Source organism: Nitratireductor rhodophyticola (assembly GCF_019891355.1).
Classification (GTDB): Bacteria; Pseudomonadota; Alphaproteobacteria; order Rhizobiales; family Rhizobiaceae; genus Nitratireductor; species Nitratireductor rhodophyticola.
The window spans coordinates 363,946-379,898 of record NZ_JAHSSF010000001.1; the positions used below are offsets into that span (position 1 = coordinate 363,946).

Annotated in this window: 13 protein-coding genes and 1 riboswitch; of the genes, 6 read left to right on the plus strand and 7 right to left on the minus strand. The window is 61.1% G+C overall.

Going from position 1 to position 15,953, the window contains the following annotated elements; genetic code table 11:
* Position 1: 1 nt before the first annotated feature.
* From gcvH to KUG85_RS01690, 6 genes are all read right to left on the minus strand, one after another.
* Positions 2–370 carry a glycine cleavage system protein GcvH gene (gcvH, locus tag KUG85_RS01665; protein WP_065815128.1) on the minus strand — a complete coding sequence of 123 codons (369 nt, stop codon included), beginning with the start codon at positions 368–370 and terminating at the stop codon, positions 2–4.
* Positions 371–377: 7 nt separating this feature from the next.
* Positions 378–1,481, minus strand: coding sequence for a glycine cleavage system aminomethyltransferase GcvT (gene gcvT / locus KUG85_RS01670; RefSeq protein ID WP_223003932.1), 1,104 nt, complete (start codon positions 1,479–1,481; stop codon positions 378–380).
* Between the two features lie 148 nt (positions 1,482–1,629).
* Positions 1,630–1,728: riboswitch (glycine riboswitch) on the minus strand.
* Between the two features lie 128 nt (positions 1,729–1,856).
* Positions 1,857–2,240, minus strand: coding sequence for a helix-turn-helix domain-containing protein (locus KUG85_RS01675; RefSeq protein WP_223003933.1), 384 nt, complete (start codon positions 2,238–2,240; stop codon positions 1,857–1,859).
* Between the two features lie 206 nt (positions 2,241–2,446).
* On the minus strand, positions 2,447–3,307 hold the full coding sequence (fghA, locus tag KUG85_RS01680; RefSeq protein ID WP_223003934.1) for an S-formylglutathione hydrolase: 861 nt from the start codon (positions 3,305–3,307) through the stop codon (positions 2,447–2,449).
* A 4-nt stretch (positions 3,308–3,311) separates the two neighbouring features.
* Positions 3,312–3,776, minus strand: a complete 465-nt coding sequence (locus KUG85_RS01685; RefSeq protein WP_171900056.1) for a YaiI/YqxD family protein — start codon at positions 3,774–3,776, stop codon at positions 3,312–3,314.
* Positions 3,777–3,780: 4 nt separating this feature from the next.
* Complete coding sequence (locus KUG85_RS01690; RefSeq protein ID WP_223003935.1) at positions 3,781–4,908, minus strand: S-(hydroxymethyl)glutathione dehydrogenase/class III alcohol dehydrogenase; 1,128 nt, start codon at positions 4,906–4,908, stop codon at positions 3,781–3,783.
* A gap of 208 nt (positions 4,909–5,116) precedes the next feature.
* On the opposite strand from KUG85_RS01690, the gene KUG85_RS01695 reads away from it, so the two are divergent.
* The 5 genes from KUG85_RS01695 to KUG85_RS01715 all read left to right on the plus strand — a co-directional run bounded on the left by KUG85_RS01695 (position 5,117) and on the right by KUG85_RS01715 (position 13,744).
* Complete coding sequence (locus KUG85_RS01695) at positions 5,117–7,129, plus strand: acetyl-CoA carboxylase biotin carboxylase subunit (protein WP_223003936.1); 2,013 nt, start codon at positions 5,117–5,119, stop codon at positions 7,127–7,129.
* A gap of 13 nt (positions 7,130–7,142) precedes the next feature.
* Complete coding sequence (locus KUG85_RS01700; protein WP_223003937.1) at positions 7,143–7,823, plus strand: HAD hydrolase-like protein; 681 nt, start codon at positions 7,143–7,145, stop codon at positions 7,821–7,823.
* Between the two features lie 102 nt (positions 7,824–7,925).
* On the plus strand, positions 7,926–11,447 hold the full coding sequence (gene dnaE / locus KUG85_RS01705) for a DNA polymerase III subunit alpha (protein WP_255606216.1): 3,522 nt from the start codon (positions 7,926–7,928) through the stop codon (positions 11,445–11,447).
* Positions 11,448–11,572: 125 nt separating this feature from the next.
* Entirely contained in the window at positions 11,573–12,664 is a 1,092-nt protein-coding gene (locus KUG85_RS01710; protein WP_255606217.1) for a YjgN family protein, read from the plus strand.
* Between the two features lie 39 nt (positions 12,665–12,703).
* Entirely contained in the window at positions 12,704–13,744 is a 1,041-nt protein-coding gene (locus KUG85_RS01715) for a M48 family metallopeptidase (RefSeq protein ID WP_223003938.1), read from the plus strand.
* Positions 13,745–13,769: 25 nt separating this feature from the next.
* Here KUG85_RS01715 and KUG85_RS01720 read toward each other — a convergent pair whose 3' ends face one another.
* A complete protein-coding gene (locus KUG85_RS01720) occupies positions 13,770–15,080 on the minus strand; it encodes a DNA polymerase IV (protein ID WP_223003939.1) in 1,311 nt (436 codons plus the stop codon).
* A gap of 83 nt (positions 15,081–15,163) precedes the next feature.
* Between KUG85_RS01720 and KUG85_RS01725 the strand changes: the two genes are divergently transcribed.
* Complete coding sequence (locus tag KUG85_RS01725; protein WP_223003940.1) at positions 15,164–15,739, plus strand: GNAT family N-acetyltransferase; 576 nt, start codon at positions 15,164–15,166, stop codon at positions 15,737–15,739.
* Positions 15,740–15,953 lie beyond the last annotated feature (214 nt).

The following is a 15,953-nucleotide window of genomic DNA, read 5'->3' on the forward strand; positions in this document are numbered from 1 at the left end:
CTCAGGCAATCGACGCCTTGTAGGCGGCTTCGTCCATGAGGCCTTCAAGCTGGCTCTCATCGGTGAGCTTCATTTTCCAGAGCCAGCCATCGCCGGTGGGCGCGGAGTTGATGAGGGCGGGCTCGCTGGTCAGGGCGTCATTCACTTCCGCGACTTCGCCATCGGCCGGCGCATAGACATCGGATGCGGCCTTGACGGATTCGACCACGACGGCGGTGTCACCCTTGGAAAGCGTGGCGCCGGCTTCCGGCAACTCGACAAAGACCAGATCGCCAAGCTGTTCCTGCGCATAGTCGGTGATGCCGACGGTTGCGACGCCGTTCTCGACTTTGATCCACTCGTGATCTTCTGTGAAATAGGTCTGGCTCATCTGGCTGTTATCCTTTTTTGTAGCGCTGCGGCGTGAAGGGAAGGGAGTGGACATCAAGTGCGATGCGATTGCCGCGCACTTCGGTGAAAAGGCGGGTGCCGGGCTCGGAGAGCGTTTTTGCGACATAGCCCATGGCGACCGGATGACCCGCCGAGGGGCCAAAGCCGCCGGAGGTGACGCGACCGATCTTCTCGCCCGCCTCGTTGATGAGCGGTGCACCGGCGCGCACGGGCTGGCGTCCTTCCGGCTTCAGGCCGACGCGTTTTTCCTTTGCGCCATCTGCGATGATCTTCTGCAGAGCCAGCGCGCCAATGAATTTGCCTTCCTCGCGCAGCGCCTTTGGAACCGCCCACAGGATCGCGGCGCTTGCCGGGTCGGTGTTTTCGTCCAGATCCTGGCCGTGCAGGCAAAGACCCGCTTCCAAGCGCAGGCTGTCGCGGGCTGCAAGTCCGACCCATTGAACGCGATCATCGTCTAGCAGCGTGCGGGCGAAGCGCTCGGCATCATCGAGGGGCAGGGCGATCTCGAAGCCGTCTTCACCGGTATAGCCCGAGCGGGCAGCAAACCAGCCCTCGCGCGGCTCCGTGCCGGTCATGAAGGTGAGGTCGCTCAGATCGAGGCCGGCAGCGATCATGACGGCTTCTGCGTCGGGGCCCTGCAGCGCCAGTAGAACGCGTTCGAGTGGCGTGAACGAGACGTCGAAATCTCCAGCAATGGCGCGGAAATGGGCTTCGTCCTTGTCGGCATTGCCAGCGTTTGCAACCACCATGAAGCGATTTTCGCCAAGGCGGGTGACGATCAGATCGTCGATGATGCCGGCCTTCTCATTGAGAAGGACGGTGTATTTTGACTGACCTTCTCTCAGGGCTGCTGCATCGAGCGGGCAGGCGCGCGACAGGAAATCGGCGGCACCGGCGCCTTCGACCTCGAAAAGCTGCATGTGGGAGATGTCGAACAGGCCGGCACTTTCGCGCGTGTGCAGGTGTTCTTTCATGACGCCGGCAGGGTAGGTCAGCGGCATGCGCCAGCCAGCGAATGCGCCGAAACGCGCGCCGGCATCTTCATGCAGCGCTTCCAGCGGCAAATGTTTTTGGGGTTTCGTGTCGCTCATCATTCCTCCAGAATCGCACGCATGCCGCGGTCAGCGACATGTCCGTGCCCCTCTGTCGGAAGCCTGAGAGACTCGCGCAGCCGGAACCCTGTCGACCACGCTTACACCTTCGGCGCGGGGATCGCTCCCCGACTTTCCAGAGTGTCTTGACCCGTCTACGGTTCTTTTGCCTGAGAGATTTCGGGCGATTTCCCCTTCGGCGTCCGCTCCGGTCTTATCCGGTTTGGCTCTCTCCCGCAGACAGGCAGGGCTTCTGCCCTCGACGGCTGGAAATTAGCGCAGGCGGATGTGTTTGTCACCTGCCATAACGCGGCCCTTGGCCCTGGCATGATGGTTTCTGTGCACAATACACTGGCGGTTCGCATCTGCTGTTTATCAGCCTGCACCTGCAGCGCGGGCAAGATCGGCCTCGATCTGGGTGACGAGCCGGTTCGTCTCGTCCTGAAGTTTGCGAATCCGCTTCAGATTGGCCGAGACGGCATTGACGAGCTCGGAGCGGCTTTCGTCCGCCGGCGAGACGCCCACACCGTGGAGAAGCCATGAGAGGCTTACATTCAAAACGCCCGCGAGCATGGCTAGGCGATTGGCCCGCGGCTGCGAACGGTCGCTTTCCCATGCCTGTATCGTGGTGGCCTTCACGCCAAGGCGGCGGGCGAGTTCGGAGACCGAGAGGCCAACGGCGTCGCGTGCTCTGGAAAGACGGCCGCCCATCGTGTCGCGGTCGGGTGAATCTGTATAGATATGTGCGGTGTCCTGCACCGGTCGGCACCTCCGTTTTTTTCTGTCGAGCATCTTTGGCTGGATGACCCGTCTGATGGCGGGATTTCTCGGTCGAGCATGCCGGAAGTGACGCGCCGGCACAACCTTGTGCCGGCGTATCGATTGGGGTGCAGCTGAAAAGCGTTTTATGGCAGCGTGTTAGACGAAGAATGTAAGATGGAGATTCATCGGCTTCACGTACTGATTCAGGACGCTCGGGATTCAGGATAGCCGGCTGCGAGGCGTTTTGCGTGCCAGGCGAGGTGGTCGTCCATGAAGGTCGAGATGAAGAAGTAGGAGTGGTCGTAGCCCTCACGCATGTTGAGCGTGAGTGGAATGCCAGCCCTTTGGCAGGCTTCTTCGAACAGCCATGGGCGCAGACCTTCGTCCAGAAAGCTGTCCGCCGTACCCTGATCGATCAGGAATTCGGGAAAGCGTGCGCCATCGGCAACGAGCGCGCAGGCGTCGTGTCCGCGCCATGCGGCTTCGTCCGTTCCCAGATATTTCTCCAGCGCCGGTTTCGACCAGCCCGCCGTCGAGGGTTCGACGATGGGGGCGAAGGCGGAGCAGCTCCTGAAGCGGTCGGGATTTTTAAGCGCGATGGTCAGCGCCCCGTGGCCGCCCATGGAATGGCCGAAAATCCCTTGGCGATCCATGTCCGCCGGGAAGTTTTCGGCGATCAGCGCCGGCAGTTCCTCGGTGACGTAGGAATACATGCGGTAGTTTTTGGCGAAGGGCTCCTGCGTGGCGTCCACATAAAAGCCTGCGCCCTTGCCGAACTGCCAGTTGTCCGCCTCGTCAGGCACGTCATCGCCGCGCGGGCTCGTGTCCGGGCAGACCACGATCATGCCGAGTTCGGCGGCCATGCGGCGGTATTCGCCCTTGTCCATGACATTGGCGTGCGTGCAGGTGAGGCCTGACAGATACCACAGGACCGGGCAGGGGCCGCCGGCTGCCTGCGGCGGCACGAACACGGCGAAGGTCATGTCGCACTGGCAGGTCTTGGAAGTGTGGCTGTAAACGCCCTGGACGCCGCCATGAGAGCGGGCGGTGGAGACGGTTTTCATGAGGTCAGTCCCTGTTTTCTTTCAAAGCGCGGCGCACGGTGCGGTCGAGCGCCTGCAGGAAGTCGGAGCGGTCGCGTGCGGTGAAGCCGGGATTGTATCCCTTGATCTCACCGGATTCGCGCAGATCCTGCTTGAGGTTGCGCATGGCAACGGCCATACCGATGGTTTCAGGCGTAAACGGGCGCCCGCTGGGGCCGAGCACATGCACGTCCATCTCCACCAGGCGCGCGGCCAGCGGCACGTCCGCCGTGATGGCGATGTCGCCGGCCACGGCATTCTCCACGATCCAGTCGTCGGCGGCGTCGGCGGTGCCGGGCACCACCACATGCCGCACCATGGGATCGCGTGAAGGGCGCAGCCCGCCATTCGAGACATAGACGATGACAAGCCCGTGCCGCTCGGCGACACGGGCTGCTTCCGGTTTCACCGGACAGGCATCTGCATCCACATAGATGGTAGACAATGTGATGGCCTCAGTAGACCACCACGGAGCGGATGGATTCGCCAGCATGCATGAGGTCGAAGCCCTTGTTGATCTCGTCCAGCGACAGGGTGTGCGTGATCATCGGGTCGATGTCGATCTTGCCCTCCATGTACCAGTCGACGATCTTGGGCACATCCGTGCGGCCGCGCGCGCCGCCAAAGGCGGTGCCCTTCCAGGTGCGTCCCGTGACCAGCTGGAAGGGACGGGTAGAGATTTCCTGACCCGCACCGGCCACGCCGATGACGATGGACTCGCCCCAGCCGCGATGCGCGCTTTCCAGCGCCTGACGCATGACATGGACATTGCCCGTGCAGTCGAACGTGTAGTCCGCGCCGCCTATCTGGTCCGCGCCGCGCTTGGTCAGGTTGACGAGATAGGGAACGATGTCCTCGCCGACCTCCTTCGGATTGACGAAATGCGTCATGCCGAATTTCTCGCCCCATTCCTTCTTGTCGTTGTTCAGGTCCACGCCGATGATCATGTCGGCGCCGGCAAGCCGGAGGCCCTGGATCACGTTGAGGCCTATGCCGCCGAGGCCGAAGACGATCGCCGTCGAGCCGATCTCGACCTTGGCGGTGTTGATGACCGCGCCGACGCCTGTGGTCACGCCGCAGCCGATGTAGCAGATCTTGTCAAAGGGAGCGTCGGGATTGACCTTGGCGACCGCGATTTCGGGCAGAACGGTGAAGTTCGAGAAGGTGGAGCAACCCATATAGTGGTGGAGCTTCTCGCCGTTCAGAGAGAAGCGGCTCGTGCCGTCTGGCATCAGGCCCTGGCCCTGGGTGGAGCGGATGGCGGTGCATAGATTAGTTTTCTGCGACAGGCAGGACGGGCACGCGCGGCACTCGGGCGTGTAGAGCGGGATCACGTGATCGCCCTTCCTGAGGCTGGTCACGCCGGGGCCGACATCGACGACGACGCCAGCGCCTTCATGGCCAAGAATCGCCGGGAAGATGCCTTCCGGATCTGCGCCGGAGAGGGTGAACTCATCCGTATGGCAGATGCCGGTCGCTTTCACCTCGATCAGCACTTCGCCTTCGCGCGGGCCTTCGAGGTCGACCTCCATGATTTCAAGTGGTTTTCCTGCCTGAACGGCAACAGCGGCGCGGGTTTTCATGGACAATTCTCCTGCAAGTCCGGAATCTAAGACGAAAGTTTCGGGCGAAAGTTTCAGGAATTGTTATATCCCGCAAGCCCGAACCGGCCATAGGATGACGCAATCTGACAAACCCGCTTCTCATGCGACAATCGTGTGAAACGCTTGAGCGGGAGCATGCAAAGCCATAAAACAGAAACAACGTCGCTCGTGGGGGGAAACATCGTTCATGTTCAAGAAGATCCTCGTCGCCAATCGCGGTGAAATCGCCTGCCGGGTCATGAAGACAGCGAGGAGGATGGGCATCGCCACCGTTGCGGTCTATTCCGACGCGGATGCGGATGCCGTTCATGTGGAGATGGCGGACGAGGCGGTGCATATCGGCCCGGCCGCCGCCAGTCAGAGCTATCTTCTCGGCGACCGGATCATCGCTGCCTGCAAACAGACAGGCGCTGAGGCCGTGCACCCGGGCTACGGTTTTCTGTCCGAGAATGCTGCTTTCTGCGAGAAGCTCGAGGCAGAGGGCATTGTCTTCATCGGTCCCAAGCCGAAGGCCATTCAGGCCATGGGTGACAAGATCACTTCCAAGAAAATCGCCGCAGAGGCCGGTGTTTCCACGGTCCCCGGTTTCATGGGGCTGATCGAAGATGCCGAACATGCGGTGAAGATTGCCGGTGAGATCGGCTATCCGGTGATGATCAAGGCGTCCGCAGGCGGTGGCGGCAAGGGGATGCGCATCGCCTGGAACGATGAGGAAGCGCGCGAAGGTTTTGCGCGGTCCAGATCGGAGGCGGCGTCATCCTTTGGCGATGACCGGATTTTTATCGAGAAGTTCGTAGAAGAACCGCGGCACATTGAAATCCAGGTGTTGGCCGATGCACAGGGCAACTGCCTCTACCTCGGCGAGCGCGAGTGCTCCATACAGCGCCGCAACCAGAAAGTCGTGGAGGAGGCCCCGTCGCCCTTCCTGGATGCCGAGACGCGTGCGGCCATGGGCGCGCAGTCGGTGGCGCTGGCAAAAGCCGTTGATTATCAGAGCGCTGGCACGGTCGAGTTCATCGTCGACAAGAACCGCAATTTCTACTTTCTGGAAATGAACACGCGCCTTCAGGTGGAGCATCCGGTGACCGAGCTTGTCACCGGCATCGATCTGGTGGAGCAGATGCTGCGGGTGGCGGCAGGCGAGGCGCTGTCCTTCGGTCAGGAGGACATCAAGCTCAATGGCTGGGCCGTTGAAAGCCGCATCTATGCAGAAGACCCGGTGCGTAACTTTCTACCCTCCATCGGCAGGTTGACCCGCTACCGTCCGCCGGAGGAGGGGCGTTTTGGCGATGCCGTGCTGCGCAACGACACGGGGGTGACGGAGGGGTCGGAAATTTCCATGTTCTACGATCCTATGATCGCCAAGCTCTGCACCTGGGCGCCCGAGCGGCTGGACGCGATCAACGCGATGAGCGAGGCACTGGACCGTTTCGTGATCGACGGGATTGAACACAACATTCCCTTCCTGGCGGCTCTGATGAGCCATCCGCGCTGGCGCGAGGGGCGTCTGTCGACCGGTTTTATCGCGGAGGAGTTTCCCAATGGTTTTGCACCGCCACCGCCGATGGCAGCCGAGCGCACGGTGCTGGCTGCGGTGGCGCTGGCCGTCGAGCTTCTGCGGCGTGATCGTCTTGACCGGCTCACTGGCCGTCTTGCACCGCATTCGGGCGAATTGAAGCGCAACTGGGTGGTGCGGCTGGATGACGACTATCTGTCCGTCAGCCTTGTCGAGGGCATGATCTCGATCCCACTGGAAATGGACATACGCATAGGCGATGCCGACCCGGTGACCGTGCGCTCGTCCTGGCGTCCGGGCGAGCCTGTCTGGGAAGGCGATGTCAATGGCCGCACGGTTGCGGTTCAGGTGCGGCACATCCTGAATGGTGTGAGGCTTGCGTGGCAGGGCGTCTCTGCCGATGCTCGCGTTATGCTGCCACGTATTGCCGAGCTTGACCGGTTGATGCCCGTGCGCGAAGCGCCTGACACGTCGAAGATGCTGCTTTGCCCGATGCCTGGACTGGTCGTGTCCGTCGCAGTTGCCGAGGGACAGGAGGTTAAGGCGGGTGAAACTCTTGCCGTTGTCGAAGCGATGAAGATGGAGAATGTCCTGCGCGCCGAGCGCGACGGGATGGTGGCAAAGATCAATGCCGCGCCGGGCGACAGCCTCGCCGTGGATGCGGTCATCATGGAATTCGAATAGGAGCTTTCCCGAAATGGCGGAGAACGAAAAACGGGCAGCGGTGCTGTTCGACCTCGACGGTACGCTGACGAACCCGTTCGCGGGCATTTCCAACGGAATCCGCCATGCGATGGAAAAGATGGGGCGCACGGCGCCCGACGACGATGCCATCCGCTCCCATATCGGACCGCCATTGCAGGTGACCTTTGCCGCCTTTCTCGAAACGGACGACGAGGCGCGCATCTGGGAGGCCGTGGGGCACTACCGCGAGCGTTATCAACGGGTTGGGAAATTCGAGAACGAGATCATACCAGGCATCAGGGACGTGCTCGCTCACTGTGTGGAGACGGGGTATTTCCTGTCGCTTGCGACATCGAAGCTGGAGTCTTACAGCAGGGACATCCTCGCTCATTTCGGCCTTTCGGAATATTTCGATGCGGTCCATGGCTCAGCACCCGATGGCACCAATGCCGACAAGGCGGACCTGATCCGGCACATTCTGGCGAGCGAGCCGATTGACGCTGCCAATGCCGTGATGATCGGTGACCGGCTGCACGATGTTGCCGGTGGCAAGGCGAACGGAGTGCCTGCAATCGGTGTTTTATGGGGCTTTGGTGACAGGGTCGAACTTGAACAGGCAGGCGCGTTGGCCGTCGTCGAGCGGCCTTCAGACCTAGCCTCTGCAATTGAGAGCGTTCTCACCGTCCCGGTCTGACCTTCATAAAGCCGTGTGCTGCCCGTCTGCGGGCCTTTACCCATTCAGCTCGATGCGGAACAATAAGGCGTTGAGTCTTCAGGAACCGAGCGGCAGCAATTCATGGCGAGCGACAGGCGTTTGCGCGATCCGATTTTCGCGGCAGCGGAGCGTGAGAGAAACAGGCCCGAGCGACCTTTCATCCATCTGAGGGTGCACTCGGCCTATTCGCTGCTCGAAGGCGCGTTGCCCCTTGGCAAGATCATCGGCCATGCGCTGAAGGACGAAGCGCCTGCCATCGCCATCACCGACACCAACAATCTGTTCGGCGCGCTTGAGTTCTCGCAGAAAGCTTCCAAGGAAGGGCTGCAGCCGATCGTCGGCTGTCAGCTTGATTGTGCGTTTGAGGATGCGCTGGCGGAAAGCCGCCGCGGCAACAGTCGAAAGGGCGGCTCCCAGTATGAGCCGCTGGTTCTGATTGCCGCGACCGGGGAAGGCTATGCCAATCTCGTCCGGCTGGTCAGCCGGGCCTATCTGGAAAACGAGCCGGGTGCGGCCACCCACATCACCACCGAATGGCTGACCGAGCTTTCCGGAGGCATTATCTGCCTGAGCGGTGGTCCACGTGGACCGATTGGGGCTGCGCTGAAGGCCGACCGCCCGGAGGTGGCCGAGCAGCGTCTTCTGTTCCTGAAAGAGTGTTTTGGCAACCGGCTCTATGTGGAACTGGAGCGCTTTGAAGGCTATGATCGTGCCCTGGAGGCGGCCGCTGTGGAGCTTGCCTACAAGCATGAATTGCCGCTGGTTGCCACCAATGAGGCATTTTTCCCCGCCCGTGACGACTTTGAAGCTCATGACGCGCTGGTCGCCATCGCCGAAGGCGCGGTCATCGCCATGGACGATCGTCGGCAACTCACGCCGGACAATTATCTGAAGAGCCAGGCCGAGATGGCACGGCTCTTTTCCGATCTGCCCGAGGCCATCGACAACACGATCGAGATCGCCCGGCGCTGTTCCTATTTTACGCAGACGCATCCGCCGATCCTGCCGCGGTTTACGGGGGCAGATGCAGCCGATGCGGAAGCTGCTCTTCAGGCTGAAGCCGACGAATTGCGGCGGCAGGCTCATGAGGGGCTGGAACGCCGGATCGAAACGCAGGGACTGGCGGAAGGCTATGCGCGCGAGACCTATGTCGAACGGCTCGATTATGAGCTCGGCATTATCGAACGCATGAAGTTTCCTGGTTACTTCCTGATCGTTTCGGACTTCATCAAATGGGCCAAGGCGCAGGACATTCCCGTGGGGCCGGGGCGTGGTTCGGGTGCCGGCTCGCTGGTGGCCTATGCGCTGACGATCACGGATGTGGATCCGCTGCGGTTCTCACTGCTCTTCGAGCGCTTTCTCAATCCAGACCGCGTGTCGATGCCCGACTTCGATATCGACTTTTGTCAGGACCGCCGCGAAGAGGTGATCCGCTACGTGCAGGAGAAGTACGGCCGCGATCAGGTGGGGCAGATCATCACCTTCGGTACGTTGCAGGCACGCGCAGTGCTGCGCGATGTCGGTCGCGTGCTGCAGATGCCTTATGGACAGGTGGACAGGCTCTGCAAGATGGTGCCGTCCAATCCGGCCAATCCGACACCATTGCCCAAGGCCATCGAGGATGAGCCGCGCTTTGCCGAAGAGGTGGAGAAGGAGCCGATTGTCGGCACGCTTCTCGACTATGCCCAGAAGCTTGAGGGCCTTTACCGCCACGCCTCGACGCACGCCGCCGGCATCGTGATCGGTGATCGACCGCTTTCGGAACTGGTTCCGATGTATCGAGACCCGCGTTCCGACATGCCGGTCACCCAGTTCAACATGAAGTGGGTGGAGCAGGCGGGACTGGTCAAATTCGACTTTCTCGGCCTGAAAACACTGACGGTTCTGGAAACCGCAGTGAAACTCATCCGCCGGCGCGGGATCGAGATCGATCTTTCACGCATCCCGCTGGACGATCCCGACACCTACGCCATGCTCTCACGCGGCGAGACGGTCGGCGTGTTCCAGGTGGAATCGGCGGGCATGCGCAAGGCGCTGATCGGCATGAAGCCGGACCGGATCGAGGACATCATCGCGCTCGTGGCGCTTTACCGTCCAGGTCCGATGGAGAACATCCCCACCTACAATGCGAGAAAGCACGGCGAAGAGGAAATCGCCTCGATCCATCCCAAGATCGACCATCTGGTGAAGGAGACGCAGGGCGTCATCGTCTACCAGGAGCAGGTGATGCAGATCGCGCAGGAGCTCGCCGGCTACACGCTCGGACAGGCCGATCTTTTGCGCCGCGCCATGGGCAAGAAGATCCGCGCCGAAATGGAAAAGCAGCGGGGCATCTTCGTGAAGGGTGCGACCGAGCGTGGTGTTTCGAAGCAGCAGGCCGATTTCATTTTCGACCTTCTGGCCAAGTTCGCCGACTACGGCTTCAACAAGTCGCATGCGGCCGCCTATGCCATCGTCTCTTATCAGACGGCCTATCTGAAGGCGCATTACCCGGTCGAGTTCCTGGCCGCATCCATGACATACGACATGGCCAATACGGACAAGCTCAACGACTTCCGGCGCGACGCCATGCGGCTCGGTATCGAGGTGGTTTCGCCTTCGGTTTTGACATCGCATCGTCCGTTCGAAGTGGGCGAAAACAGAATTTATTACGCCCTGGCCGCGATCAAGGGCGTCGGCGACGCTGCGGTCGAGCACATTGTCGAAAAACGCAATGAGAAGCAGTTTGAGAGCCTTGAGGATTTCTGCGCCCGCATCGATCCGAAGATTGTTGGAAAGCGCGTCTTTGAAAGTCTCATCCAGGCCGGTGCCTTCGATTGTTTTGGACACGACCGTGCGGCTCTCTTTGGCGGCATCGACCGGTTGATGGGCATGGCAGCACGCGCTGCGGAAGATGCAGCCATGGGGCAGGGCGATATTTTCGGGATGTCGGGTGGTGGCGAGCCACAGACAATACATCTGCCGACGGTCGAGCCATGGTCGGCTGCCGACAAACTTCACCGCGAGTTCCAGGTGGTCGGCTGTTATCTCTCGGCGCATCCGCTGGATGAATATGCAGAGATACTCGACAAGATGCGGGTGCAGAACTGGGGTGATTTCCAGGCTGCCGTGAAGCGTGGCGCCAGTGCCGGCCGCCTTGCCGGCACTGTTACGTCCAAACAGGAACGGCGCACGCGCACCGGCAACAAGATGGGCATTATCCAGCTTTCCGATGCTACGGGACAGTATGAGGCGGTGCTGTTCTCCGAGGCATTGGCGCAGTACCGCGACCTGCTGGAAGCCGGCTCCTCGGTGGTGATCATGGTGGGCGCAGAGAACAGGCCGGAAGGCGTCAATCTGCGCATTCAGGCCGTGCAGTCCCTGGAGGAAGAAGCCTGCCGCATGCAGAAGGCGTTGCGCATCTATCTGCGCGACCCGAAGCCGCTGGCCGCAATCTCATCGCAACTGACACAGCGCGGTGACGCTCAGGTCAGCCTCGTCGTCATCAAGGAAGGCGGGCAGGGCGAGATCGAGGTTGGTCTGCCCAACCGATACCGCATTTCGCCACAGATCGCTGCCGCCATGCGGGCGGTTCCCGGGGTCGTCGAGGTCGAACTCGTTTAGGGTCCTGACCCCAGGGGCGGGACCTCGGCTGGCGGACGAACTATTCTGCAACTTCTGATCGTTGTTTTGTACGGCCTTTGTGATTAGAAGGCCCCATTGTTTGATTCATATTCGAGGATTTTGTTGTGACCTCTTTGAAAACGGCGGCCGCGGGCCGTGAAGCGCCTGTTCACCTCGGGTTTTCCTTTACCGGACGGGCGCTGGAGTATTTCGGTATCTGGATCGTCAACCTTTTATTGTCGATCATTACGCTTGGTATCTACACCGCATGGGCGAAGGTGCGGCGTCTGCGCTATTTTTATGGAAACACCTGGCTCGACGGTCACAATTTCGAGTATCACGCCCGTCCGGTCAAAATCCTGATCGGGCGCATTATCGTCGTGGCCCTTCTGGTTGCCTATAATCTCCTGGTCAGCATTTCCCCGATTTTCGGCCTCCTGATCATTCTTTATCTGCTGGCTTTTCCCTGGCTCCTCAACAAGTCCATGGCGTTCAACGCGCGGATGACCAGCTATCGCAATGTGCGGCTCAATTTCCGAGGGTCCTATTGGGGCGCGTTTCTGGCGTTCGTGATCATGCCGATCGTGGCGCTCCTGACGGCAGGCCTGCTCTTCCCTCTCGCTTCCAAGCTTTCCAACGACTATATCGGCCGTCATCTTGGATATGGTTCGGCCCGGTTTGAAACACGGGCGCCACTCAAGGCTCTCTATGGCAATCTGGGTGCGACGATCCTGTTCGTCATCATGGTCACCCTGGTGTGTGCAGGGATCGGTTTTCTCGTCGGTTCATCGCTTGTCGCCGCTGGAAACATGATGCAGGGCGGGGGTGACGAACTCCTGGATGTGCTGACCTTCGGGCCGGTCACCGGGGCACTCATCGGCGGGTATATCGCGCTCGCGCTTGCCTACCTTTTCTATGCCGCGGGTGTGCGCAACATCGCTTATAATCACACCGTTCTGGACGGCCAGCATCATCTGACCTCGAGTGTGAACCGTATGCGGTATGTGTGGATTCTGGTTTCAAACCTGTTTGCTACGATCCTTTCTCTCGGGCTCCTGCGGCCCTGGGCCGCGGTCCGCACGTGGCGCTACCTGGCGAGCAGCACGGGTCTTCTGGCCGCCGGACCGCTCGATCATTTCGTCGACGAAGCCGCACCTGAAGGCAATGTGGGCGCGGCAGAGTTTTTCGATATCGAAGGTATCGATTTCGGGCTTTAGCCCGGTGCGCCATGCGGTGGCGCGGGGAACGGTTGGATCATGATTGACGGACGCTATTTTCCGCCAGGGTCATCACGCGCTGTCGCGGCCAGCCTTGCCGGCGGGCCGGGGCGGCTCGCGCTGAAACGGGAAGACGAGCCGCAGGCGCAGGCGGTGGTTCTGATGTCGGTCTCCGATCCCCTGGCCGGCGTTCCACGCAAGCTCACATTTGCCGATGGCGGCGTTTTTGAAGCGCCGCTTGAAGCCGATGTGGACGATTTCCTGAACATGGGCGGGAGCTTCTTTGCGCGACTCACAAGGCTCGAGGCCAATCTCGGTCTGGTGGCTGCAGCGGCTGTTGTCACCATCGGTCTCGTATTTGCGATTTACCGGTTCGGTATTCCGCTTCTGGCATCCGGTGCTGCGGCGATCACGCCACCGCCCATCGTGGCCGCGATGGACCGCGGGACGCTGGAAACGGTGGACCGGGTGGTCTTCTCTCCATCGGAACTGGACGAGGGACGAAAGCAAGAACTGCAGGCCATGTTCGATGAACTGGCAGGTTTTGCGGACGATGCGGGGCCGGCGCTGAAACTGCAGCTGCGCCGGGGCGGTGCCATCGGTGCGAACGCGCTGGCGCTGCCTGGCGGAACGATCGTCGTTACCGACGAGCTTGTCGCGCTTGCGGCATCTGACGACGAGATCGCCGGCGTGATTGCGCATGAGATTGGCCATGTACGCGAACGACACTCGCTGCAGCAAATCTATCGGGTTTTTGGAATCGGCTTCATGGTCGGCCTGATTGGCGGTGACGCGAGCCAGTTGGTAGACGATGTGGTGACACAGGCGAGTGCGCTGCAGACACTCGTCTATTCTCGCGAGTTTGAGACCCATGCCGATCTTTACAGCGTTGCACTCATGGCCCGGGCGGGGCGCGATCCACTTGCGTTCGTGGATCTGCTTGACCGGATCGTGAGAGCGGTCGGCGGCTCGGATGAAACCGGCTGGCTGGCAACACATCCAGGCACCAGGGACCGGCGTGAGGCCGTCCGCAAGCGCGTTAAGGAACTTGGTGAGGCAGGGGAAACGGCCAGAAACTGACTGTGCCCGTGCCGCGCCGTCCATCTCAGTCGTCACCGTCTCGCTGTGGCGGTCCAGCCTTTCCGTGACCGAACGTGTAGCCGGTTTCCACCGCCTGTTTTCCGAATTTCTCGCGCAGGCTGTCCATGGCGCCTTCGGCAAGCGCACGCTTGTGGGAAAGACGGTCGACCAGATCGGGCGGGTCGGCCTTGGCCGCATCCGTCAGGTCACTCACACCGATGCCCAGAAGGCGAAAGCGTGTGCCATCGATTTCGCGCTTCAGCAGGTCGAGGCCGGTGTGGAAGATGCGGTCGGCCAACCGGGTCGGATCGCCCAACTGCCGGTTGCGCGTACGGATGCGGAAATCGGTGGTCTTGAGCTTCAGGACGATCGTGCGTCCGGCGATGTCGGCCTTCTTGAGGCGGGCGGATACGCGCTCGGAGAGTGCGCGCAGCACCGGCACCAGATCTTCGGCGCGGGACAGATCGACATTGAACGTGGTTTCGGAGGAGACGCTTTTTGCCTCGCTGCGCGGTTTCACGCTGCGCTCGTCCATCCCGCGGGAGAGGTGATAAAGGCGGTCTCCCATCGTGCCATAGCGACGCATCAGGTCGTTGCGTTCCATGGTCTGTAGCTGGCCGATCGTGTGCAGCCCGTCTCTGGCGAGTGTGGCGGTGAAGGCCTTGCCCACGCCCCAGATCAGGGTGACGGGCTGCCGGGAAAGAAAGGAGAATGCTTCCGATTTGCCAATCACCGAAAAGCCTCTCGGCTTGTCCAGATCTGAGGCGACCTTGGCCAGGAATTTGCAGTAGGAAAGACCAACCGACACGGTAATGCCGACCTCTTCTTCCACCTGGCGCGCAAAGCGGGCGAGCACCATGGCGGGAGGTGCGCCGTGCAGTTTTTCGGTGCCGGAAAGGTCGAGAAAGGCTTCGTCGATGGAGAGCGGCTCGACCATGGGGGTGAGCGCTTCCATCATCGAGCGCACCTGCCGGCCCACTCGGACGTATTTTTCCATATCCGGCTTGATCACCACTGCTTCAGGGCAGGCTTCCAGTGCCTTGAACATGGGCATGGCCGAGCGCACCCCGTTGATGCGGGCGATATAGCACGCCGTTGACACCACACCCCTTTTGCCACCGCCAATGATGACGGGCCTGTCGCGCAGCTCCGGATTGTCGCGCTTCTCGACGGCGGCGTAGAATGCGTCGCAATCGATATGTGCCAGGAACAGGTTCTCCAGTTCCGCGTGTGCAAGCATGCGTGGGCTGCCGCACGACCGGCAACGCCTGGACGCAGTCTGCGCCGGGGTCAGGCAGTCACGGCAAAGGCCGTGCGGGAGGGCGTTGACAGGCATGGTATATCATGTGAACATAAAGTGAACATGCATCTTACTGGAAACGGCATCGGGGCACAAGCTGCGGTGTGGAGGAGGCTGAGGTGAACTATCAAGTCGCGCCTCTGACGCCGGAGTTGTGGCCGGCGTTCGAGGATCTGTTTGGCAGGCAGGGGGCCTGCTATGGATGCTGGTGCACGCATTTTCGCCTGCCGCCGGCCGTGCGGCGCGAGAACAACCGCGAGCGTAACAAAGACCACATAAAGGCGCGGATCGAGGCTGGTCCGCCCCCCGGACTTCTTTTGGTTGAGGGTGGTCGCGCCGATGGCTGGATGCAGATCGGCCCGCGCGGCGACGTTCCTGAATGGAACAACAGGGGGCGTGTTTCGGCGCCCGTGGAGGATGGCGATGACCGGGATCCGACGGTCTGGGCAATCTCCTGCTTTTTCCTGCGTCCCTCGGCGCGCCGTAAAGGGCTGTCGCACCACCTGGTGGTCGCCGGGATCGACCACGCCCGTGTTCAGGGAGCCCGTTTTCTGGAAGCCTGTCCGATAACCCGCTCCAGGGATACACGCTCCATTGGTCTCTTTGTCGGATCGACGCGGGTTTTTGAGAAGGCGGGATTTGAGACGGTTCTGGAGCGCAAGGCAGGGCGCCCGCTGATGCGGCTGACGCTTTGACACCGCGTGCCATGCGGCGCCACGGTTGCACCGGCATGGGTGCAGAATTGCTTGTGGTAACGCAGCACTTTGAGCAGGGTGGTATGCCGGGTGCACCCTGGCGGGAGCATCGGACCGAAAAATGGAAGCCGGTTTTGGGGTTATTCCGGTGCCTGATCAGCGGTTCAGAGCGACTTTTGTGCGCCTGGACGGACGCACGGCCATTTTAACAGAT